The organism is Mycolicibacterium septicum DSM 44393, assembly GCF_000455325.1.
Classification (GTDB): Bacteria; Actinomycetota; Actinomycetes; order Mycobacteriales; family Mycobacteriaceae; genus Mycobacterium; species Mycobacterium septicum.
Genome location: NZ_HG322952.1, coordinates 556,378 through 578,670, shown reverse-complemented (window position 1 = coordinate 578,670; position 22,293 = coordinate 556,378). Strand labels below are relative to the sequence as shown.

Sequence of the window (22,293 nt, the reverse complement as noted above, 5' to 3'; positions counted from 1 at the left end):
GACGGGTGGCGATGTGCGCGGGCGAGTTCAGTCGTAGCGTGGAGTGGTGAGCCAACCCAAGGATCTGCCTCGCACCGTCGGTGAGCTGCGTGCCTCCGGCCATCGTGAGCGGGGCGTGAAAGCCGAAATTCGGGAGAACCTGCTGTCCGCACTCGCGGACCGGCGCGACGTATGGCCGGGGATCCTGGGATTCGACGACACGGTGATCCCGCAGCTGGAGCGGGCCTTGATCGCCGGGCACGACGTGGTGCTGCTCGGTGAGCGGGGTCAGGGCAAGACGCGGCTGCTGCGCGCGCTGACCGGGCTGCTCGACGAGTGGACGCCGGTGATCGCCGGATCCGAGTTGGGTGAGCACCCCTACAGCCCGATCACGCCGGAGTCGATCCGCCGGGCCGCCGATTCCGGCGACGATCTGCCGGTCGAGTGGCGTCACCGCAGCGAGCGGTACACCGAGAAGCTGGCCACCCCGGACACCAGCGTGGCCGATCTCGTCGGCGACATCGATCCGATCAAGGTCGCTGAGGGTCGCAGCCTGGGTGACCCGGAAACGATCGCCTACGGGCTCATCCCGCGGGCGCACCGCGGCATCGTGGCCGTCAACGAGCTGCCCGACCTGGCCGAGCGCATTCAGGTGTCGATGCTCAACGTGATGGAGGAGCGCGACATTCAGGTCCGCGGCTACACGTTGCGGCTGCCGCTCGACGTGCTCGTGGTGGCCAGCGCCAACCCGGAGGACTACACCAACCGCGGCCGGATCATCACGCCGCTCAAGGACCGCTTCGGCGCCGAGATCCGTACGCACTACCCGCTGGAGATCGACGACGAGATCGGGGTGATCCGCCAGGAGGCCCAGTTGGCCGCCGAGGTGCCCGAATACCTGCTCGGCGTGCTGGCCCGATTCGCCCGCAATCTGCGTGAATCGAACTCTGTCGATCAGCGGTCCGGTGTGTCTGCGCGGTTCGCGATCGCGGCTGCCGAGACGGTGGCGGCCTCGGCGCGGCACCGTTCGGCAATCCTCGGCGAGGACGATCCGGTGGCCCGGGTGGTGGACCTGTCCACCGTGATCGACGTGCTGCGCGGCAAATTGGAGTTCGAGACGGGCGAGGAGGGGCGCGAGCAGGCGGTTCTGGAGCACCTGCTGCGCCGCGCCACCGCCGACACCGCTCAGCGGCTGCTGGGCGGCATCGACGTCGCCCCGCTGGTGACCGCGGTCGAGGAGGGTTCTCCGGTGACCACCGGTGAGCGGGTGTCGGCCAAGGATGTCCTGGCCGCCCTGCCCGATCTGCCCGCCATCGACGCGATCGCCTCGCGGCTGGGTGCGGTGTCGGTCGGCCAGCGGGCCGCGGCGGTCGAATTGGCTTTGGAGGCCCTCTATCTGGCCAAGCGTGTGGACAAGGTGACGGGGGAGGGAGAGACGGTCTATGGCTGATCCCGCCCGGGGACACGGGCACACCTCGCGGTATTCGCGATACAGCGGTGGCCCCGACCCGCTGGCACCGCCGATCGATCTGCGCGACGCCCTCGAACAGATCGGTCAGAACGTGATGGAGGGCAGCTCGCCTCGCCGAGCGCTCTCCGAGCTGATGCGCCGCGGTACCGAGGGCATGCGCGGCACCGACCGGCTGGCCGCCGAGGCCAACCGGAAGCGCCGGGAGTTGCTGCAGCGACACAACCTTGACGGCACGCTGCAGGAGATCAAGAAGCTGCTCGACGAGGCCGTGCTGGCCGAACGCAAGGAGCTGGCCCGCGCCCTCGACGACAATGCGCGGTTCGGCGAACTGCAGATGGAGGCGCTCTCGCCGTCGCCGGCCAAGGCCGTTCAGGAGCTCGCCGACTATGACTGGCGCAGCCCCGAAGCCAGGCAGAAGTACGAGCAGATCAAGGATCTGCTGGGCCGCGAGATGCTGGATCAGCGTTTCGCGGGCATGAAGGAGGCGTTGGAGAACGCCACAGACGAGGACCGGCAGCGTGTCAACGACATGCTCGACGATCTGAACGACCTGCTGGACAAGCACTCTCGCGGTGAGGACACCCCGCAGGACTTCCAAGACTTCATGGACAAGCACGGCGAGTTCTTCCCGGAGGGCCCGCAGAACATCGATGAGCTGCTGGACTCGCTGGCAAAGCGGGCTGCCGCCGCGCAGCGGTTCCGCAACAGCCTGTCGGCCGAGCAGCGTGCCGAGCTGGATGCCCTGGCACAGCAGGCTTTCGGGTCGCCGTCATTGATGAACGCGCTGGACCGGCTCGACTCACACCTGCAGGCCGCCCGGCCCGGTGAGGATTGGACCGGCTCGGAGCGCTTCTCCGGTGGCGATCCGCTGGGCATGGGGGAGGGTGCCCAGGCGCTGTCCGACATCGCCGAGCTCGAGCAGCTGGCCGATGCGCTGTCGCAGAGCTACGCCGGGGCATCGATGGACGACGTCGACCTCGAGGCGCTGGCCCGTCAGCTCGGCGAGGACGCCGCAATCGACGCCCGGACCTTGTCCGAGCTGGAAAAGGCCCTGGTGAACCAGGGTTTCATCGACCGCGGCTCCGACGGGCAGTGGCGGCTGTCGCCCAAGGCCATGCGCCAGCTCGGCCAGACCGCGTTGCGTGATGTGGCACAGCGACTTTCGGGCAGGCACGGCGAACGCGACACCCGCAGGGCCGGAGCGGCCGGGGAGCTGACCGGGGCCACCCGGCCCTGGCAGTTCGGCGACACCGAGCCGTGGAACGTCACCCGCACGGTGACCAATGCCGTACTGCGCCAGGCCGGTACCGGAACCGTCGAACGGCCCATCCGGTTCGCGGTCGAGGATGTGGAGATCTCCGAGACGGAGACCCGGACCCAGGCCTGTGTGGCGCTGCTGGTGGACACTTCGTTCTCGATGGTGATGGAGAACCGCTGGCTGCCGATGAAGCGCACCGCACTCGCACTCAACCATCTGGTGAGCACCCGATTCCGGTCAGATGAGTTGCAGATCATCGCCTTTGGCCGGTATGCCCGCACCGTGACCGCAGGTGAGCTGACCGGGCTGGAGGGCGTGTACGAGCAGGGCACCAACCTGCATCATGCGCTGGCACTGGCGACCCGGCATCTGCGTCGTCATCCCAATGCCCAGCCGGTCGTGCTCGTGGTGACCGATGGTGAGCCCACCGCGCACCTGGAGGATTTCGGTGACGGCGAAGGGTCGTCGGTCTTCTTCGACTACCCGCCACACCCGCGCACCATCGCCCACACCGTGCGTGGTTTCGACGAGGTGGCCCGCCTCGGCGCGCAGGTGACCATCTTCCGCCTGGGCTCTGATCCCGGCCTCGCCCGTTTCATCGACCAGGTGGCCCGGCGGGTGCAGGGGCGCGTGGTCGTGCCCGATCTCGACGGCCTGGGTGCCGCGGTGGTCGGCGACTACCTGCATTCGCGTCGGCGCTGACGGGCCGACGCGCCGAGTGCGACGCAGAGGTCGATTCCGGCGCGCGATTTCAACCGCTGCGTTGTTTTCGGTGAGGTCGCCAGCCTCGTGACAGCAGCGCGGCGCGGGCTTGCTCGACGATGTCCGCTCCGCGATCTTCTTTGATGACGTGCATGACATGCCAGCCGAGCCGGCGCAGCACCCGCTCGACTTGAACGTCCAGGACGTACTGGCGGCGGCTTGTCAGATGCTGTTCACCGTCGTACTCGGCACCGACCTTGTACTGCTCCCAGCACATGTCGATGCGGCGGACATAGCTGCCGTCGTCGTCGTAGACCGTGAATTGAGTGGTGGGCCGCGGTAACCCACCGTCGATGAACAAGAGCCGCAGCCAGGTCTCTTTCGGGGACTCGGCGCCGCCGTCGACGAGCGGGAGCGCGGTGCGCAAGCGTTGCAGCCCACGCATGCCGGGATGACTCTTCGCGATGAGTATGACGTCTTCGAGTGCGACGGGGCGGGCGCTGACGAGGGCGTCCATCCGTCGGACCGCCGTGTCGCGGGGGAGGTGTCGGGCGAGATCGAACGCAGTCCGCTCCGGTGTTGCGACACGGATGCCGCCCATCGTGTGCCACTCCTCGAGGTGCAGTGTCTCGCGCCGGACGATCAGCCCGCGCTGCTGCCGGTTCGTGGTGATGAGCTCGATGGGTACGGCGTCACCGACCCATTTCGCGCCGTACATCGCTGACGCGGCGACTCCGGTGATGACTGCGTGCGGGGCGCTGAGCGAGGCGCCGACGATGCGCTCACGCAGCGACGGCTCGTGGCGCCGTGGGATGTAGACGCCGCGATAGAGCTGCCGATATTGGCTGCGCAGGTGCGCTCTGGTGAGCTCGCCCGCGGCCACGGCGTCGCTGCCGATGAAAGGAATCTGCACACTCGTTGGACGCAGCGGAGTCCGGCTTGGCTCCCTCTTTGGCGAAATCCCGTCCAGATCAACGCAATGGTCGAAAAGCTGCCGGCAAATCGACCAGTGCGTTGATCTGGGCGTCAGTGTGGCCGAAGCGTTGTTGCACCCGCTCGATGACCCGATCGAGCTGCGCCGGGTCGGAGGTGTCCGCCGCGATCGCGAACACCTGAGAACTGGGGAACCCGTGGATGATTCGGGTCAGCTGGGTGACCTGGCGGGCGGTCACCGCGACTCGGTGACCGGATTGCAGCAGAGTGCGGGCCCGGCGGTAGCCCTCGTCGGTGCCGGCATCGACGAGGAGGACCACCTCGGGGTACGGCGTGGCTGATGGCATCGGAGGCTCCTCTGTCTAGGTGATGACACCACTCAACCGCTCCGAATTGGGTGTGCGATGTGTTGGTGATGTGACTGATATGTGAGCCCGGCGGATTCCGATTGGCAAACGTGAGAAGTGGGGCGGAAAGCCTGAAACTGCCTGTAACTCGTCAAGATCGGGCAACGTGCAGCAAATCGACGAATTGACAGACCGTGGGCGTCATGTGAGTGTGGCAGCCACAGTGACGGAGGGGCGGGTTCTTGAGGCGAGTTGCCGGGCGTGATGTCGCCGGAGTGGTCCTGCTGGCGGCAGCGCTGTTTCTCAGCGGGTGCTCGCACACGATAGAAGGCACGGTGACGGCCGGGTTCGAGCCTTCCGGCTCGCAGAGTTCTCCCGGCGTGCCGGGCCTGCCCGCGTACAAGGCGCAGCCGTGCGAGCAATTGCATTCGGATCGGTGGATCGAACTGTCCGGGACCGGGCCGGACGATCCCAGGGTGCGCATCGCGCAGCCGCCGGGCTGGGAGCCGGTTCCCGAGTTGGCCACGGGGGCAGTCAAGTTGGTGCTGCGCAATGTGTCGCTGAGCGACGGCGTGACCAACCCGGCCCTGTCGGTGGCCACGGCGGATGCCACTGACGGTGACCGGCCACCAAGGGATCTGCTGAACGACAGCATCAAGGGTTTCGAAGCCGGTGGCGGACGGGACATCACCCAGGTGCCGACGGAGATCTGTGGGTTCCCGGCGCTGATGGCCAACTACACGATCCCGCCCGGCGACGCCGCCAAGACCATCTACGTGACCGCGGTGACGGTGATGGTGCCACTCGGGTCGAGGGTGTGGAACGTGGTGGCGATGACGCAGAGCACCGCGCCCAACAACAAGACCTACATGGCCGACGCCCAGGTGATGCTGGCCGGGCTGCGGATCGCGATGCCGCGCTAGCTAGCCCGCATTAGCCGACGTTGCCGTTTGCCGTCGGGTAGCTTCTGCTCATTCGAACTGGGCTGAGAGGCGGCGCCATGGCACAACGCTTGGGTGGACGCGTATTGCCGGCATCTCTTCTTGGTGGGATGGCGTTGGCGACGGTGACGGCCCTCGGGGCGACGCAGCCGATGGCCGCGGTGCAGCTGTCGGCGCTCATCATCGGTGCGAGTTCGACGAACCCGACCGGTGACGGTGTCGCCGATTTCTACGGCGGGCTGTACCGGCAGGGGCAGGACGAGCCCGTCGTCGCGAACTTCTTCACCGGCCCGTTCGGCGTCTACCGGGCGATCCAGGACAACGGCGGCGACGACAATGTGGTGCTGTCCTCGGGCTGGGGCGCGGCGAATGTGAGCCTGCTGCTGACCTACGGCAAGCTGACGCACGATCCCGTGGTCACCCAGCCCAAGCTGTATGTGCTCGACAACAACGTGGCGAGCCCCAACGGCGGATTCGGCACGCGGCTGCCGTTCTTCGCGGCGATCGGGGTGAACCCGATCCCCACGCCGACGGACCCGGGCGTGCCGGTGGTCAACGTGGTCTACGAGTACGACATCAACTCCAACATCCCCGCCTACCTGTGGAACGCGCCCGCGATGGCCAACTCGTTGATGGCCTACCTGGACCGTCGACTCCAGCAGGACAGCCTCGATTTCCCGATCGACGCCGACGGCAATGTGCGCGACTGCGATGCCACCTGCCAGGAAACGCTGGACGGCGGTGGCACCGTGGTGCGCCAGACGGCCGACGGCACCGTGCGGATCAGCCGAGTCGACGACACCACCTACGTCGGTTACGAGTCCGAGAACCTGCCGCTGGTCTCGCCGCTGCGGGCGTTCGGGGAGCCAGGCAACCTGCTGGCCGACGCGGCCACCCCGGCGCTGCGGGCGGTGGTCGATTACGGGTATCCCGACAACGACCCGTTGGCCAACCCGCAGAAGTACACGCCGGCCCGGCTGATCCCGACCCGCGAGGAGACCGAGCGTTTCGTCCACGACTTCACCGCAGGGGTCGAGGAAGGCGCCAACATCCTGCGTGACGGCAGTTCGGCGGCCCGGTCTGCGTCCGAACCTGCACCGGCTTCTGCGGCAGGTCCTGCAGCGGAGCCTGAGGCGGAGCCGACCACCCGCCCCGTGCTGCGGAAGAGCCTCGACTTCTCCCCGAAAGCTCTGGGCCGCGATCGTGCTTCGGGTCCGCGGCGCTCGGGTGGGCCGGTGGTCGACGGGGTGCGGGCCTGGGCCAAGAAGCTGCGTGGCGAGGCCGCGACGACGTCGGCCCATGCGCCGGATACAGGCGACGCGTCGTCGGCTGACTGAGCCGATCTCAGGTGTCTCTCAGGTTAGAGACTTTGCTGGCGCGGTTTCATGTGGGCGCTGTCGGACACGAGTTGTTCACCGTCAGTTAACGCGCGGGACCCACTCCTCGGGGTTGGCATCTCATTGTTGTTGCGAATGCAAATAGTGATTCCCGTGCCATCTCATGCAAACAATGGGCGGGTCAATCTGGGAATGCTGTTACGGGGGCCGCGGCGGTAGCAAAAAGGCCGGTGCCGCGACTGGGCATGAGCGCGCTTGTTGAGCGGGGCATCGTCCGGGCGGCCACTTGCGAGTCCCACGCCACGCCGACGTGAACATTGGTTATGTGTGGTTTGTGTGGAGAGGCCTGAGGTTCGGACCTTGGCTCGATGGGCCCTGGCCTGATGTGCTGCGGCAACCAATATCTCGATTGTTCCGCGCGTTGTATGACCGGTTGACCGCGCATTTGTGCTGGCGAAACCGGCGGTCAGCGACGTACTGCGCGTAGCTGGGAACGGCCGAAATGCAGCGGTCGAATTTGCATTCGAAAATTTGTCGACGCAGCCCGGCTCAAGTGAGTGCACACCGCTGGCAAAGTCGTTACTGTCCTGCGTCTATAGAGGTTGCGGGAGGCGATACCGGCACTTAGCATTCTCAGGAGTTTCTAAGTTGTACTCCGGTACCAGCACGGGTCATCAGAGCCCGGCTCACGCTCAGGAAAAAGGGGCCACGCGTATGGCTGTACGTCCGCTCGTCACCACCGGTGTCGCACTTGTCAGCGCCGGCGCGATCGTTGCTGGGGCCCCCGCGTTATTCGTCCCGCACAGCGCGGTCACCGTTGCCTCCCCGACTGCGGCCGCGGTTGAGGCGCACAAGACGTTGACCCAAGAGCAGATCCACCTGCTCGCGCTGTCGCTGCAGGGCGCGTGGCAGTCGTTCACCCAGGGGTACGGCGGTCTCTACATTCCGGGCCAGGTCCCCACCTCGGCCTATATCAATGGCCCCGACGGGCCCATCCCCGTTCCCCCGGGCACCGATCCCGCCACCCCGCTCGTCGACTCGGAAGGCAACCAACTCTACGTCTTCGACCCAACGGGGAACCCGGTCCCGGCGACTGCCGCCAACATCGGCGCCGATGGCAGCCATCCCCCGTTTGTCGACGCCGAGGGCGAACCGGTGTTGGAGGACGCGCCGGGTGACTGCACGGCCACCGGAGCGGTCTGCAAGGACGGATTCACTGGGCTCGCGTACTACCTAAGTGACAACATCCTGCCCCTGGGGCCGATCGACAACATCTTCTTCGAGGGCGGGTTCACGGCGCTCGCGCATGAGGCCATTCGTACCGTCACCATGCTGATCGATGAGGCTGATCCAACCGGCCGGTTGGATCTGACCAAGCGCGTCGATGACTTCTTCGAAGGTGGCGCAACGCAACTCGTCGGGAATCTGCTGCTCGACAATCTGCCGCAGGACGGCTACGCCTACGGACTGACCAACTCGTTCTTCTTCGGTTACGGCGCCAACACCGGCATCACCGCCGCTATCACCTACATCGTCGATGCGATAGCTCAGCAGGACCCAACGCCTGATCCGAACTTCCTTAATCCGCTCGACGGCAACCCCGTTCAGACGTTCGACACGAGCTCTGAGGACACCATGCTGCTGGCCAAGACCACAGCCGAGCCGGAAACCACTACCCCCACCTCCACCGGTCTGCCGAACTTCGGCAAGCTGCTCAGCCTGCCGACACCGAAGTTGGACGTCGAGTCGCCCTGGCAGAAACTCAAGGCGACGTTGGACGCCCCGAACGCGCCCACACTCCTCAAGGATGTCGAGGTCAAGGAGCAGGGCACTGTCGAGGAGGAAGGAACCGTCGAGGGCGGTACCGAGGGCACGCCGGTGGTAGAGGAGACGAAGCCCGAACCACTGAAGATTGCGACGCCGAAGTTCGAACTGCCCAAGATCGAAGCCCCGAAGCTCGAGGCGCCCAAGCTGCCTGAGGCTCCGAAATTCGAGGCGCCCAAGCTCGACCCGCCGAAGCTTGATCTGGATCTCAAGCCCAAGGCTCAGGTGAAAGAGGTTGCGACTCAAGACGAGTCCAAGGGTGAGGACAAGACGGGCACCGATACCAAGACCGGCAACAAGGTCACCCCGCCGATCCTCTTCGGTGACGGCAAGCCGAAGGGCGAGTCCAACGGCAGCAAGTTCCTGAAGAAGCTGGGCGAGGCCGTCAAGAATGCCACCGGCGGCGAGAAGGACTCGGGAGAGGGTAGCGACAAGTAGTCACCCGCTCTCACACGATGGCCCCTGTCCTTCGGCAGGGGCCATCGTGTTTTCGCCTATGTCTTTAGGTGACGTATCCCGCCGGTGGCCGCTGAACGCAATCTCAGGTTCCTCTCAGGTTCTGACCTTGGTCAGAATGTTCGCTGCCGAGCCCGTGACCTGGGCTTATTTACCTCTCCGTAAGGGAGGTGCCTTTCCTGTCCGGCTGCCGTGCCTTTCGGGAAATGCGGATTTGAATCAATGGTGGCCGCTGTCGGTTCTTCGCCGCGGTGGTTGGTTCGGCTTCCGTGGGGCTTTGGCCGACGGACGGACCGGGCTCGTAGTAACCGGCGCAGGACGCGCGCCCGTGGCGGGAGTGGCCGCGGACCGGTGATGGCCGGCGCGAGCATCATGCGGCTTGACCTAGGGATATGTGCGGCTCCGCGCCGAGCTGGCTCAGATGAACGTCCGAGTGTGCCGCACTCGCCAGGCCGGTGGCGACGCAACGGGTTCCGCAAGCTCTAACCCGCTCCTTTACGCTCCCCGGGCTCCGTGGCAACGGTATTCGCAATTAGCTGATTCTCTGCCGATCTGGAACGACTCGTTCTGCATCGAAATATTGGTCAGGGTCGCAGCGCAAGAGTAGTGCCGTGGCGGTGCGCAAGGGACTCATGTTGCGCCTGGATAGAGGTTGCGGGTGGGGGTGCCGGGAATTACCCTTCTCAAGGACTTTTAAGGTTCTACGCAGGTATCTGCATGGGTTCTCCGGAATCCGCCCACGCTCGAGATAAGGGGCCACACCCATATGGCAGTCCGTCCGCTCGTCACCACTGGCGTTGTGCTCGCGAGTGCAGCTGCCATTGTCGCTGCGACACCGGGGCTGATGACCCCAGCGAACATCGAGATCGCAGCTAGCGATGCGGCGGCGTTGACGCCGAAGAAGTCGGTCACCGTCAGTGAGCTGAATCTATTGGCGCTCAGCGATATCGACATCCAAACAATCTCCGACATCTTCTTCAGGGTTGACAGCTGGGGCGGCATCGTTGGTGGCACCTTCGACCCGTACTACAGCAGCGTGTACGGCCAGCATGAGCTGTCCGTGGTTGTGGATGGAGTGGACGAGGACGGGAACCCTGTCCAGTACCACGTGCGAGCGCGGAACGCGGACGGGGACCCACTCAACGCGTATTTGGATGAGAACGGTGACCCCATTCTGGTGGGGAAAGATGCCGAGGGTAACCCCCAAACCGTGCCGATCTATATTCTCGACGAGAACGGCGACCTCGTGCAGGTCAACGGGGAGGGCGAGGATCCCAGCTACTGGACCGACCCTATTTCGGGCAACATCTACCGTGACGGGCTTGTCGGCCTTGCCTATTACCTGGGCGACCAAGTGCTTGATGAGGTCATTCAGGCGGGCGTGCCCCTGATCTCGGACGCCGCCTCGTTCATGTACAACAAGGTCAATCCGTACTTCTTCGAGGCGGGAATCGAGGAGACCTTCCGCGCTGTCGCTTCTGAGCTCACCGGTGGTATCAATGGCCCGGTCGGTCAGGCGCTTGCGGTTGCGGAGGACCTGTCACACAACTGGCTTACCTACACCGGGGCGATACTCACCCTGGTGGCCAGCGGGGTCCCCGTGGCTGGACCTGATCTGGCCGCTGCAACGAGCATCTTCTTCTTCGGCGGTGCGGTAGAAACCGATGGCAAGGAGTACAACCAGGGGATCGACGGCGTCATCAACTACGTCGTCGATCGGGTTCTCGGCGCGGCGGCTCCTGCGCCCGAGGATCCTGACGAGGACGGCTCCGACAGCGAGGATGCCGGCAAGAACGCCACCGATTCCGCGAGCGCCAAGAGTGGTACCGCGGTGCTTGCCTCTGCCCGTAAGGCGCTGCCTGCGCTGGGCAAGCTCATCAATCTCGACCTCAAGGTCGAGGACGGCGCCACAGTCGACAAGGCTGAAGGTGTCGCAGAGGGTGGCACCGAAGTCACGCCGGCGACGGAGGTTTCACAGCCGGAGACGCCGAAGTTCGAGCTGCCGAAGCTGGACTTGGGCCTGGACCTGACGCCCAAGACCACGACCACGGTCAAAGAGGTCGCGGACGTCAAAGAGGCTGCGGCCGAAGAGAAGTCGGACGAGACCGAGGGCGCTGCCAGCGAGGGCGAGAAGTCCAGCGGCGCCGTGGCCGAGGCGAAGTCCGAGTCGTCTGACGCCGCTGCGACCAAGACCCCGAACAAGTTCGCTCCCAAATCGCGCACCACCGAGCGCAAGAAGTCGGCCGGCGAGAAGTTCGTCGAGAACGCCACGAAGAGCCTCGAGAAGGCATTCAAGCCCACGACCAAGGCCGGTGCGGGCAAGCAGGAGACCACCAAGGGTGACACCGCCAAGGGCGACACCGACGGCGCCTCCGGAGCAGCCTCAGGGGCCAAGGCCGGCAACGCCCACAGTGACACCAAGGACAACAAGGGCACCAAGGACAACAAGGACAAGTAACGTCTGATCTCACGCAACGGCCCCCTCCAAAACGGAGGGGGCCGTTGCGGTTTCACGTGCTTGGACGGTTCCTGTGTACGAGCTGTGAATTCTCATGATCATGTGCCTAACAGCAAATGAACAACGTCGCCACTACCTATCGCTGGTGTCCGTGGTGCCTTAGGTTCGCTGGCGGGCCAGTGGCAATGTCTGCTGCTTGGCCCCAATCTAGCTGCGGCGCAACGCCACTCACGAGAGGTAACAGGCATGGCAAAACATCGGAAGATGTCCGAGCGGTCGGTGCGGACGCGGACGTTGGTTGGGGGCGTCATCGCGGGCGGTGCATTGGCGGTGGCCTTGCCGACCGGTCTGGCGTCCGCTGACTCCAGTGCGTCGGGCAACGCGGTGGGCAGGCCCGCCTTCGACAACCCCGCGCCGGGAGTGCGGGCGGCACAGGCCGTCGGCGACAAGGTGTTCAACCAGACGCCTGGTGTCAACAAGACGCTCGACGACAGCCCGTTGGGCGAGGTCTACCACACCAACTTCGGCACGGGGAACTACGCCGATCCCAGCAAGGGCACCAACGGCGTGGTCCAGGGGGAGCTGAACGTCAACGCCGGTAAGTACTACTACAACCAGACGCAGAAGTACTCGAACCAGTACCTCGGCAACAAGATCCTCCCGGACGAGAAGGACCTGCCGGGCACCCTGCCCAAGGCCATCGCCGGGGACGGACCCACCGCCAAGGTGTCGAGCGCGAAGCCTTCCAACGCGAACAAGTCGCTGACCTGTGTCGCCGCCGCGAGCTGCAACCACTGATCTGTCAGACACAGAGACGGGCGGGCCTTCGGGCCCGCCCGTTTTCGTTTCAGTCCTCGGTCTGGTTGCGGCGCTTCTTGCGTTTCACGCTGACGCTGCCCCACAGCGAGAAGCCGCGAATGTGGACACGCGGCGCGCCGGCCGTGCCGTCCCCGTCGACGCTGTGATCGAAGTTCCCCATCACGCCCGTGCCGTCGAGATCCACATTCACCTCAGGCGGCACCAGGATGGTCTGCCCGCCGAAGATCGAATAGGTGCGGACCTCGACATCGGGTGCGGTGAAATCGGCGTAGCGAAGGTCGACGACCCCGCCACCGAAGAGCGCGAACGTCGTCAACTTCTTCGGCACGTTCCACCGGCCCCGGCGCTCGAACCCACTCATGATCGCCAGCAGCAGCGTCGAGGGGGCGGGCCGACAGTGGCCGGCCGAACAGTTCACCGCGCCGGGAAGGTCGCGGCTCAGGCGCGCCAGATCGTCGTAGGTCTCAGCCGCGTAGGCCTTTGCTAGCCGCTCCTCGTACTCGGTCATCGGCAGCCGGCCCGCGGCGGCAGCATCAGTGAGCAGCTGCGCCACCTGAATGCGGTCGGTGTCGGCAGCCCGCATCGACCTGCCCTGCGGCGCTGAAGTGCTCATCGCTGTCGAGCCTACGGCGATCGCTGTCACATGCAAGACCGATGGGGAAACTGTGTCGCCATGGTTGCGACAGTGACGCCTGCTCGGCGCAGTTGATCTATCCGCCGATGCCCAAATAGTCCTGGAACGATACGCCGTCGATCGCATTTTCCGGGGTCAGATTGGCTCCCGACCTGTAACCGGCGACGATGCGACCGGGCAGGGTGAATCTGGCCACGCGACGCACGCTGTTGTGTGCTGAGAGATACATCTGTCCCAATTCTGGGTGACTGTGGATGCTGGGGCCGCCGATGTCAGAGGCCCGCCCGGCAGGTTCGGAATCGATCAATGAGACCAATCGGGTGGCCACATCGCGGGTGTCGATCGGCTGGAATCGGACGTCGCGCAGGGCCCATAAGAAGGGCGAGAATCGCTGCGCCGAGAACGTCTTTTCGATTAGCTCGTGGAACTGCGTGGCGCGCAGGATCGTGTGCCCCACGCCCGATGATTCGAGTGCCTGCTCGACCCGCAGCTTGGTCTTGTAATAAGGAAGCGGGATGTCGTCGATCCCGACGATGGAGATATAGATGAGGTGCCCGACGCCCTTGCGTCGCGCAGCCTCGATCAGATTCCGGGCGGCCCTGATGTCCTTGCTGCCGGTGGCCTGAGTGGCGCAATGGAGGACGACGTCCACGCCGTCGAGTGCGGCGTCCAAACCGTCGGACTTGAGCAGGTCGGCCTGATGCCAGTGCACGCCCGTGTAGCCGACTCGCTCCCGGCGGCTCAACGCCCGGACATGATGGCCGGCCTCGGTCGCCTCTGGCACCACATGGTGGCCGAGAGTGCCGGTCGCCCCGGTGACGAGCACAGTGCGTGGCATGTTGGCCACGCTACCGACGCGTCCCGGGGCTGTCAGCGATTACGCGGCCTTGTCGGACGACTTCTCTTTCTTCTCCGTCTTGGCCTTCTTGGTCTGCGACTGCTTCGCCTTCTTCAAGTCCTTCTTCATGCCGTCGGTGGCGTCTTTGACGTTCTTCCCGGCATCGTCGACGGCGCCCTTGATGTCCTTCGCGGCGTCATCCACCGCACCGCGCACCTTGGCGACGGTCTCCTTGACCGATTTCTTGACAGGGTCGCTCGCGTCGGCGGCATGGCGGCTCTTGGCCTTGACCTTCGCCTTGGTCTGCAGCGAGTCCTTGTCCACACCAAGTGCTTTGAGGACGTCCTTGCCGACTGCGGGCTTGGCGTCGGTGTCGACGGCGTCAGCGCCTTCCGTATCGGGGGTGGGAGCTTCGACGCTCAGCGTCTTGAGCACGCTGTCGCCCGACGGAACCGAGGTGATGGCCTGCTTGCCGGACTGCTTGTTGGCCGTGGATCCGTTGACCTTGAGCGCGTTGTCGATGGCGGCCTCGACCTGAGCGTTGATGTCATCGAGAGCGTGGGTGACCGGAGCCAGGCCCTTCTCGACGGCGTCGAACATCGGGTCCGCGACGCCCTTCTGGATACCCTCCAGTGCGTCGCGCATTGCCTTGGCGACCGCCACGGATACGGCGTTCTGCACGATCGGCTTGAAGTCCGCGCCCGGAAGCGTCGGAGTCCAGGCCTCCGGGTTCAGGGCATTGTCCTGAATGCCGTCGACCAATGCGTCGAAGACCGTCTGAACCGCCGCCAGCTGCTGCGTCGGGGTGAGCGGGGAGTGCCACAGGTAGGCCTGGTCACCGGCTTCGTTGAACGTGCGCTCCAGGGTGGTGGGGTCGACGTCCTGGTAGCCCATGTTGACCATCTTGCGCAGCGCGTCTTCGACGCTGTCGGTCAGCGGAGTCGGGATGTGAACGCCCGGAACGAGATTGGCCAGGTGCGGGACCATGCGGAACGGTTCGAGCAGCGGGAGATTGCCGGAGTCATACGTGATGTACGTGGCGTTGCCGGGGAAGGCGAGGAGTTTGATGCCAAGGCCGTCGAGCAACTTGCCGAGGCCTGGAATCAATGAAGTCCCCTGGCCGCCGGTGGGGTCGACCATCACCTTCACGCCGTCGGCGATGCCGGCGATCAACTTCGGCAGGACGTGGTTGCCGATGTTGTTGTCCTCGTCGGGCAGGAGGTAGGTCAGGAACACCCCGGCTGCCAACGAGTTGGCCCAGGCCAGCGGGTTCAGTGTGGTGGGCACATCCGAGAGCGGGTTGTAGGCCCAGGTGATGTCGAGGATCGAGGTGTTGAGGACCTTGGTCTTGTCGGCGTTGGTGTAGCTGCCTGCATCCGGCGTGGTGAGGTCAAGTCCGAAGAGGTTGGTGAAAGGGGTTGCCAGCGCGAACAATCCCCCGCCGGGGCGGCTGACGTTGTTGACGAAGATCAGCCATTGGCCGGTGACCCCGATGCCCCAGTCGGGGTCATCGGACTGCACCGCATTGATCATGTCGCGGTAGGCGAGCGACGTGGTGAGCCCGCCCAGGCTCTCGGACAAGATGATGTCACGACGCTGATTCAGGATGGGAGCGTTGCCGACGAGCCAGTCGACGATCTTGTCGATGACGGACCCGTCGCGAACGCCGAGCAGCTGAGCCAGGGCATCAGTGGTGTAAGTCAGCCCATTGACCGCGTCATACACATCGCTGGGCATCGGGCCCTTGACGCCGGCTTCGATCGGCGACACGGCGTCGATAAAGTTCAGCAGCCCGACAACGGTGTCGGCCAACGCGGTGTTGCCGGTCAAACCACCGGCGGCCTTGATCACGTTCTCGGGCGTGATTCCGAGGGCTTGCGCCGTCCAGAAGATCGGGCCAACCCCGTAGATCCCGACGATGTCCGGGACCTGGCCAACGCCGGCGGTCAACTCGACATCCGCTTGCACGTTGCGGTTGTGGGCTGCCAGCGCCTCCGGCGCGGAGGATGCGACGCCTGCGGTCAACGCTGCCGTAGTAGCGATGACCGCTGCCGTGGTGGCAGCGGTCTTGGCCATGGACAGACGGGGAGGAGTGGGCTGTGACATCAAGCGCGCCGCCTTCGATATGTGACCTGGCTGACAAAGTGCTTGCACACTGTAGCAACGAGTATTTGCCAAGTCGCAAATTTGCCCAGATCTCCGGTCTGTGTGCCCGCTGTGAGCTCTGCCCTGCGGGTACGAGAGTTATCCCCAGCGCGGATTTCATCCACAGGCAACGGATCTCGTGGTTGGCGGCGACAACGCTTCGAACTAATGTTCGAGTCATGGCTAGCGAGGCGTTGGATCGCCAGAATCTGCTGGCGGCGTACGACGCCTATGAGGCGCTTGCCGCCAAGATCGCCTCCGCCTCGCACGATGTGCTCACGCTCAGTGACCTGCAATGGATCGCCACCCGGAGGGAGCGGGTGACGCGCGCACAGGGCGCTGTCGACCACAAGATCGTCACCCGGATCGCCGAGAAACTCACCCCGCAGACGATGGGCGGCAATTCGATGCGCGACATCTTGGTGCACTCGCTGCGGATCAGCCGTACCGAGGCGGAGCGCCGGCTCGCCGATGCCGAGGAGTTCGGTCCGCGGCGCGCACTGAACGGCGAACCGCTGCCGCCGAAGCTGCCCGCCACCGCTGCCTCCCAGGCCCGCGGCGAGGTTGGCACAGAGCACGTTCGGGTGATCCGAAAGTTCTTCGCCAAGTTGCCTGATGGGGTCGCCGCCGATGACCGGGATCGCGCCGAGGAGCTACTGGGGCGCTCGGCGGCAAGGCTCACGCCGGAGGAGTTGCGAAAGGTCGCCGAGCGGCTGCTGATGACCATCGATCAGGACGGTCCCGAGCCGCGAGACAACGTCCGCGCCCGGCGCCGCGGCCTGTGGTTCGGCAAGCAGGACAGCGACGGGATGACGCGGGTGACCGGTTGGCTCGACCCGGAGGCCCGGGCCGTGTGGGACGCGAACGCGGCCAAGACGGCGGCGCCGGGCATGTGCAACCCTGACGACGAAAATGCTTGTGTCGATGACGAACCCGACCGAGAAGCCGTCATCCGGGACCTGCGCACCACGGCGCAGCGCAATCACGACGCGTTCAAGGCGATCGGCCGTGCCATGTTGGCGTCCGGTCAGCTGGGTCAGCACCGCGGCCTGCCGTGCACCGTGGTGGTCACCACGACCCTCGACAAGATCGAGTCGGGCGAGGGCTGGGCGGTCACAGGGGGCGGCAGCCTGCTGCCGATGGCGGATGTGATCCGGCTGGCCGGCCACGCCTACCACTACTTGTGCATCTATAAGTCGCACACCGAGATTCCGCTGTACCTGGGACGTACCAAGCGCATCGCCTCACCTGGTCAGCGGATCGCGGTTATGGCACGGGATGGTGGCTGCACCCGTCCCGGATGTACCGCACCTCCGTACTGGTGCCAGGTGCACCACCGCGACGAGGACTGGGCCGACGGCGGCCCGACCGACGTCGACAACCTCACGTTGGCATGCCAGCCTGATCACCGGCTCTTGACCAGCAAGGGGTGGCGCACCCAATCAGGCAAAGATGGCCGCACCGAATGGATTCCGCCTCCGATACTCGATGTCGCGCAGCCTCGGGTCAATGACTGCCACCGCCCGGAGCGCTACCTTTCCGAGCTTGAGGCCGGCTAGCTGTGAATTGTCGAGGGGGCGGGTCCAGGGCCGCGGCCGGCCCTGGACCCTGCGGGGAATTGGCTCAGGCGGGTGCCTTGTGTTCTGCCCCTGCGGGGATCAGGCCGAGTTGCTGCAGCATCCCGAGGGTGTCCCAGGTAACCCAGCTCTCGGCGATCTTGCCGTCCTCGATCCGGTCGACATCGGTCAGATTGATCCGGCTGTGCTTGCCGGTGGCCGGCTGACCCATGATCTCGCCGGTGTTGTCACCCTGCGCCTCGATCATCGTGCAGACGTAGTCGCCCTCGGCGAGCTGCATCTTGACGTCGAATCGCATGTTGGAGAACGAGTTCCGATACATCCCCATCAGGCTGCGCATGTGCTCGGGGCCGCGTTGATCGCCGAACGGATCCTGTGTGTCGTGGAAGGCGGCGGTAGGGGCGACGAGGTCGTCCAGCTCACTGAGGTCGCCGGAAGCAAATACCTCCCATATGCGTCGGGAAATCGCCTTGTTCTGGTCACTGGCCATGATTCCGGCCTTTCATGGGGAACCCGCACGGCAGAGGACGTCCGCACAAGAAACGGTAGAACCGCCGCGAGCGATGCGACAGGCACGCTGCTGCGTTTGCTGTCACAGGCAACTACCGTCAAGTAAGCGCACAATGTCTGAGCTGCTGCGTCTGCAGCGTGGGTGTGGACAGATGCCGCAGATTTTGCCGTGCGCTACCCGCCCGACGTGAGCTTTCCGGCCACGAGGCGAGCGACAGCGACTGCAGTGTCGGCATTCGAAGCGGTGTTGGCTGCTGTGGTGCCGAGGACATCGACATCCACGAGGTAGTGAGATGCGGTGGTGACGGCGCGCTGTAAGGGCACCGGCGTGATGATGCCGTCTGTCGTCGACACCACCAGGTTGGCCGTCAAGAACCCGTCTGCGCTGTCTGCCTTGACGACCTTGTCGCTGAAGGTAATAGCGTCCATCGGCTGGGTCACCGTGCTGCCCTGACACGATTGCCATCGTGGTGCAGCGTCGCGGTACCAGGCACTTGCATCGTCTGGTGTGTCCACGTCGATGACAGCGATCGACACCGAGACGGACCGGGCACCGCGGGCGTTCTTTGGCGATTCCCAGATACCGGTGGCGACGGCGCCTGCCGGAACATGCTCGTACACATAGCGGATTCCGGCGTGGATGAGGGCGGCACATTCAGCGGGCGAGATGTTTTCCGGGTCGCCCCTGAGCACCTCTATGCCACCGACATCGATCGGCGAAGTCACCTGCATTGCCCCGCCCACGGCCTGCCCCAGCTCGGAGAGGGTGGGCATCGCACCCTCGACCGGGCTGGGCTGGGCCTTCATCGCCTGGCCCGTGATCGCGGTCGAACACCCCGTCAGCTGCACGGCAACCAGCGTCACCACCGTGATCAGCAGGCTCCGCTTCATTGAACTGACAATAGTGCGGAGGTTGCTGGTTCCGGAGCGGGAGAGCTGAGTCAGCCCACCCAGTTCGGCGGGCGTTTCTGCAGGAACGCCATCATGCCCTCGCGGGCCTCGTCGGAGACGAACAACCGCGCGGACTGCCGGGTCAGGTCTTCTGCCAGCTCGTCGAACCCACGCAGGATCGAGGCAGTCGTCAGCGCCTTCGACGTCGCCAGCCCCTGCGGTGAACCCTTCGCGATCTCAGCCGCCAGCGCGGCGACCGCGTCCGAGACGTCGTCTGCGGCCAAGGTGATCAGCCCGATCTCGGCCGCCTCGGCCGCACCGAACTTCTCACCGGTGACGAAGTACCGTCCGGCCGCCCGCGGCGACATCTTCGGCAGCAGGGTCAGCGAAATGATCGACGGCGCAACGCCGATACGCGCTTCGGTCAACGCGAACGTGCTCTGCGAACCGGCGACGACGAGATCGCACGCACCGACCAGTCCCATCCCGCCGGCCCGCACGTGCCCGTCGATCGCGCCGATCACCGGAATCGGCAGTTCCAGGATGGCCCGCAGCAGCTTGGTCATCTCGCGGGCCCGGTCGACAGCGATGTCGCCGGGGTCTGAGGAGCGGCCGCTGGACGCTTCAGAGAGATCGGCTCCGGCGCAGAAGGTCCCACCGGTGTGTCCGAGCACCACCGCCCGGACCCCGGGCTCGTCGGCGGCGTCGGAGAAGCCCTGGAGCAACTGCTCGACCAGGGCCGTGGACAGTGCGTTGCGGTTGTGCGGGGAGTCCAGCGTCAGCCGGGCGACGCTCCCCGCCACCGAGTAGTGAACCAAAGACGTCATCGTCAGTACGGCCCGTCAGTATGAGCGAGGCAGGCCCAGCGAGGTCTGCGCGACGAAGTTCAGGATCATCTCCCGGCTCACCGGCGCGATCCGGGCCAGCTTGGACGCCGTCACCGCGGCGGCGATGCCGTACTCCTTGGTCAGGCCGTTGCCGCCGAGGGACTGCACGGCCTGATCGACCGCCCGCACCGATGCCTCACCTGCCGCGTACTTGGCCATGTTGGCGGCCTCGGCCGCGCCGAAGTCGTCACCGGCGTCATACAGCGTCGCGGCCTTCTGCATCATCAGCTTGGCCAGCTCCACCTCGATGTGGTTCTGCGCCAGCGGATGTGACAGACCCTGGTGCGAGCCGATCGGTACCTTCCAGACCTGGCGGGTCTTCACGTAGTCGACTGCCTTGTTGATGGCGAACCGGCCCACACCCACCGCGCTGGCCGCACCCATGATGCGTTCGGGGTTCAGTCCGGCGAACAGCTGCGCGATCGCGGCATCTTCCGAACCCACCAACGCATCAGCGGGCAGCCGGACGTCGTCGAGGAACACCTGGAACTGGCTCTCCGGGCTGACGATCTCCATCTCGATCTTGGTCCAGTTCAGGCCCGGGGTGTCGGTCGGGATGACGAACAGCGCGGGCTTGAGGTTTCCGGTCTTGTGGTCCTCGGTGCGTCCGACGACGAGCACGGCCTGGGCCTGGTCGATACCGGAGATGAACGTCTTCTGGCCCTTGAGGATCCAGTCGCTGCCGTCGCGGCGCGCGGTGGTGGTGATGCGGTGGCTGTTGGAACCCGCGTCAGGCTCGGTGATCGCGAAGGCCATGGTGATCGACCCGTCGGCGATACCGGGGATCCAGCGCTTCTTCTGTTCCTCGGTGCCGAACTTGGAGATGATCGTGCCGTTGATCGCGGGGGAGACCACCATCATCAGCAGCGCCGACCCGGCCGCCGACATCTCTTCCATCACCATGGACAGCTCGTACATGCCGGCGCCGCCACCACCGTACTCCTCGGGCAGGTTCACCCCGATGAAGCCGAGTTTGCCTGCCTCGTTCCACAATTCGGTGGTGTGCTGGCCGGAGCGGGCCTTCTCCAGGTAGTAGTCCTGCCCGTAGTTGGCGGCCATCGCGGCCACCGCCTGGCGCAGGGCCTTCTGTTCCTCGGTCTCGATGAAGCTCATGACTGTTCTCCTTCAGAATTTTCCACACGGGCAAGTACGGCGCCGACCTCGACCTGTTGGCCCGCGGCGACATTGAGTTCGGCCAGCACCCCGTCTTCGGGTGCGGCGATGGTGTGCTCCATTTTCATGGCTTCCAGCCAGATCAGGGGTTGTCCGGCGGTGACGGTATCGCCGACGGCGGCCCCGACGCGTACCACCGAGCCGGGCATCGGCGCGAGCAGCGAGCCGTGTGCGACCGCGTCGTCCGGATCGGGGAAGCGGGGCAGCGCGGTGAGCTGCACGGGTCCCAGCGGGGAGTCGACGAACACCTGATCGCCGTACCGCGCCACGTCGAACGCACGGTCCACACCGTTGACGGTGAGGACCACCCGGTCCGGCGTCGCCGACACCAGCGAGACGCCGTCGTCGTCGGGCAACTCGACCCCGGTGCGGGTGAACCGGTAGCGCACCTGGACGTCGTCGCCCGCGGTATCCCGGTAGGCCCGGGATTGGGGGCCCGAGTACAGGTTGCGCCAGCCGCTGGGTGCGGCGCCGAAAACTCGTGCGCTGCTGCGGTTGTACGCGGCGTCGGCCAGGGCGACCGCGATCGCCGAGAGCGTCACCGCTCCGGCATCGGCGAGCGGCGCGGCCAGGGTGTCGAGGCCGTGCGTGTCGAAGAACGCCGTGTCGGTGGCTCCGTCCAGGAACGCCGGATGCCGCAGCACGTTCACCAGCAGGTCCCGATTGGTGCGCAGTCCGTGAATCCGGGTGCGAGCCAACGCATCGGCCAGCACGGTGGCGGCCTGGCGCCGGGTCGGCGCATACGAGATGACCTTGGCCAGCATGGGGTCGTAGAAGATCGACACCACCGAGCCGTCCTCGATGCCCGTGTCGACGCGCACCTGTCCGGGCACCTCGAACCGGTGCACCGCGCCGGCCTGGGGCTGCCAGCCCTTGGCCGGATCCTCGGCGTACAGGCGGGCCTCGATCGACGAACCGCGGGAGGCGGGCGGCTCGGCATCGAGCCTGCCGCCATCGGCCACCGCGATCTGCAGCTCGACCAGGTCGAGCCCGGTGGTGGCCTCGGTGACCGGATGCTCCACCTGCAGGCGGGTATTCATCTCCAGGAAGAAGAAGTCACCCCGCTCGTCCGCCATGAACTCGACCGTGCCCGCGCCGGCGTAGCCGATCGCC

General features: G+C 65.6%; 18 protein-coding genes. 8 read left to right on the top strand and 10 right to left on the bottom strand.

Translation table 11 applies throughout. From position 1 onward, the window contains the following. Positions 1 to 46: 46 nt before the first annotated feature. Positions 47 to 1,429: a sigma 54-interacting transcriptional regulator gene (locus TX88_RS22750; RefSeq protein ID WP_044521737.1), complete on the top strand. Its 1,383-nt coding sequence runs from the start codon at positions 47 to 49 to the stop codon at positions 1,427 to 1,429. Then, positions 1,422 to 3,410, top strand: a complete 1,989-nt coding sequence (locus TX88_RS22745) for a vWA domain-containing protein (protein WP_044520127.1) — start codon at positions 1,422 to 1,424, stop codon at positions 3,408 to 3,410. Before TX88_RS22750 ends, TX88_RS22745 begins: the two co-directional genes overlap by 8 nt. 49 nt (positions 3,411 to 3,459) lie before the next feature. On the opposite strand, the gene TX88_RS22740 is transcribed toward TX88_RS22745, so the two are convergent. Next, positions 3,460 to 4,323 carry a type IV toxin-antitoxin system AbiEi family antitoxin gene (locus tag TX88_RS22740; RefSeq protein ID WP_044520126.1) on the bottom strand — a complete coding sequence of 288 codons (864 nt, stop codon included), beginning with the start codon at positions 4,321 to 4,323 and terminating at the stop codon, positions 3,460 to 3,462. Between the two features lie 58 nt (positions 4,324 to 4,381). Further along, complete coding sequence (locus TX88_RS22735) at positions 4,382 to 4,690, bottom strand: SDR family NAD(P)-dependent oxidoreductase (protein WP_044520125.1); 309 nt, start codon at positions 4,688 to 4,690, stop codon at positions 4,382 to 4,384. Between the two features lie 242 nt (positions 4,691 to 4,932). Between TX88_RS22735 and TX88_RS22730 the strand changes: the two genes are divergently transcribed. The 5 genes from TX88_RS22730 (at position 4,933) to TX88_RS22710 (ending at position 12,504) form a co-directional block, all read left to right on the top strand. Next, positions 4,933 to 5,613, top strand: a complete 681-nt coding sequence (locus TX88_RS22730; RefSeq protein ID WP_162563201.1) for a hypothetical protein — start codon at positions 4,933 to 4,935, stop codon at positions 5,611 to 5,613. Between the two features lie 77 nt (positions 5,614 to 5,690). After that, positions 5,691 to 6,968: a PE-PPE domain-containing protein gene (locus TX88_RS22725; RefSeq protein ID WP_084622074.1), complete on the top strand. Its 1,278-nt coding sequence runs from the start codon at positions 5,691 to 5,693 to the stop codon at positions 6,966 to 6,968. A gap of 714 nt (positions 6,969 to 7,682) precedes the next feature. Continuing rightward, the gene (locus TX88_RS22720; RefSeq protein ID WP_044520123.1) at positions 7,683 to 9,230 is read left to right on the top strand and encodes a hypothetical protein; all 1,548 of its coding nucleotides are present in this window, start codon (positions 7,683 to 7,685) and stop codon (positions 9,228 to 9,230) included. A gap of 862 nt (positions 9,231 to 10,092) precedes the next feature. Then, on the top strand, positions 10,093 to 11,706 hold the full coding sequence (locus TX88_RS22715) for a hypothetical protein (RefSeq protein ID WP_044520122.1): 1,614 nt from the start codon (positions 10,093 to 10,095) through the stop codon (positions 11,704 to 11,706). 246 nt (positions 11,707 to 11,952) lie between these two features. Then, entirely contained in the window at positions 11,953 to 12,504 is a 552-nt protein-coding gene (locus TX88_RS22710) for a hypothetical protein (RefSeq protein WP_162563200.1), read from the top strand. Positions 12,505 to 12,553: 49 nt separating this feature from the next. On the opposite strand, the gene TX88_RS22705 is transcribed toward TX88_RS22710, so the two are convergent. The 3 genes from TX88_RS22705 to TX88_RS22695 form a co-directional block, all read right to left on the bottom strand. Continuing rightward, positions 12,554 to 13,138, bottom strand: a complete 585-nt coding sequence (locus TX88_RS22705) for a DUF1707 SHOCT-like domain-containing protein (protein ID WP_044520120.1) — start codon at positions 13,136 to 13,138, stop codon at positions 12,554 to 12,556. A 97-nt stretch (positions 13,139 to 13,235) separates the two neighbouring features. After that, the gene (locus TX88_RS22700) at positions 13,236 to 13,997 is read right to left on the bottom strand and encodes an SDR family oxidoreductase (protein ID WP_044521732.1); all 762 of its coding nucleotides are present in this window, start codon (positions 13,995 to 13,997) and stop codon (positions 13,236 to 13,238) included. A gap of 39 nt (positions 13,998 to 14,036) precedes the next feature. Next, positions 14,037 to 16,073, bottom strand: coding sequence for an alpha/beta hydrolase family protein (locus TX88_RS22695; RefSeq protein ID WP_244438584.1), 2,037 nt, complete (start codon positions 16,071 to 16,073; stop codon positions 14,037 to 14,039). 248 nt (positions 16,074 to 16,321) lie between these two features. Between TX88_RS22695 and TX88_RS22690 the strand changes: the two genes are divergently transcribed. After that, the gene (locus TX88_RS22690) at positions 16,322 to 17,701 is read left to right on the top strand and encodes an HNH endonuclease signature motif containing protein (protein WP_044520119.1); all 1,380 of its coding nucleotides are present in this window, start codon (positions 16,322 to 16,324) and stop codon (positions 17,699 to 17,701) included. A gap of 64 nt (positions 17,702 to 17,765) precedes the next feature. Here the strand turns inward: TX88_RS22690 and TX88_RS32890 are convergent, their stop codons facing one another. The 5 genes from TX88_RS32890 to TX88_RS22665 all read right to left on the bottom strand — a co-directional run. Then, positions 17,766 to 18,209: an ester cyclase gene (locus TX88_RS32890; RefSeq protein WP_049925291.1), complete on the bottom strand. Its 444-nt coding sequence runs from the start codon at positions 18,207 to 18,209 to the stop codon at positions 17,766 to 17,768. Positions 18,210 to 18,403: 194 nt separating this feature from the next. Next, the gene (locus TX88_RS22680; protein WP_044520118.1) at positions 18,404 to 19,120 is read right to left on the bottom strand and encodes a sensor domain-containing protein; all 717 of its coding nucleotides are present in this window, start codon (positions 19,118 to 19,120) and stop codon (positions 18,404 to 18,406) included. Between the two features lie 50 nt (positions 19,121 to 19,170). Then, entirely contained in the window at positions 19,171 to 19,947 is a 777-nt protein-coding gene (locus TX88_RS22675; protein ID WP_044520117.1) for an enoyl-CoA hydratase family protein, read from the bottom strand. A 15-nt stretch (positions 19,948 to 19,962) separates the two neighbouring features. Continuing rightward, the gene (locus tag TX88_RS22670; RefSeq protein ID WP_044520116.1) at positions 19,963 to 21,120 is read right to left on the bottom strand and encodes an acyl-CoA dehydrogenase family protein; all 1,158 of its coding nucleotides are present in this window, start codon (positions 21,118 to 21,120) and stop codon (positions 19,963 to 19,965) included. Beyond that, the coding region (locus TX88_RS22665) for a biotin/lipoyl-containing protein (protein WP_044520115.1) at positions 21,117 to 22,293 on the bottom strand (1,177 nt) is incomplete at its 5' end. The genes TX88_RS22665 and TX88_RS22670, both read right to left, overlap by 4 nt.

Coding starts and splice junctions, on each gene's coding strand:
- TX88_RS22745 (WP_044520127.1), top strand. CDS start 1,422: ATGGCTGATCCCGCCCGGGGACACGGGCACACCTCGCGGTATTCGCGA.
- TX88_RS22735 (WP_044520125.1), bottom strand. CDS start 4,690: ATGCCATCAGCCACGCCGTACCCCGAGGTGGTCCTCCTCGTCGATGCC.
- TX88_RS22725 (WP_084622074.1), top strand. CDS start 5,691: ATGGCACAACGCTTGGGTGGACGCGTATTGCCGGCATCTCTTCTTGGT.
- TX88_RS22720 (WP_044520123.1), top strand. CDS start 7,683: ATGGCTGTACGTCCGCTCGTCACCACCGGTGTCGCACTTGTCAGCGCC.
- TX88_RS22715 (WP_044520122.1), top strand. CDS start 10,093: ATGACCCCAGCGAACATCGAGATCGCAGCTAGCGATGCGGCGGCGTTG.
- TX88_RS22710 (WP_162563200.1), top strand. CDS start 11,953: ATGGCAAAACATCGGAAGATGTCCGAGCGGTCGGTGCGGACGCGGACG.
- TX88_RS22705 (WP_044520120.1), bottom strand. CDS start 13,138: ATGAGCACTTCAGCGCCGCAGGGCAGGTCGATGCGGGCTGCCGACACC.
- TX88_RS22700 (WP_044521732.1), bottom strand. CDS start 13,997: ATGCCACGCACTGTGCTCGTCACCGGGGCGACCGGCACTCTCGGCCAC.
- TX88_RS22695 (WP_244438584.1), bottom strand. CDS start 16,073: ATGGCCAAGACCGCTGCCACCACGGCAGCGGTCATCGCTACTACGGCA.
- TX88_RS22690 (WP_044520119.1), top strand. CDS start 16,322: ATGGCTAGCGAGGCGTTGGATCGCCAGAATCTGCTGGCGGCGTACGAC.
- TX88_RS32890 (WP_049925291.1), bottom strand. CDS start 18,209: ATGGCCAGTGACCAGAACAAGGCGATTTCCCGACGCATATGGGAGGTA.
- TX88_RS22680 (WP_044520118.1), bottom strand. CDS start 19,120: ATGAAGCGGAGCCTGCTGATCACGGTGGTGACGCTGGTTGCCGTGCAG.
- TX88_RS22675 (WP_044520117.1), bottom strand. CDS start 19,947: ATGACGTCTTTGGTTCACTACTCGGTGGCGGGGAGCGTCGCCCGGCTG.
- TX88_RS22670 (WP_044520116.1), bottom strand. CDS start 21,120: ATGAGCTTCATCGAGACCGAGGAACAGAAGGCCCTGCGCCAGGCGGTG.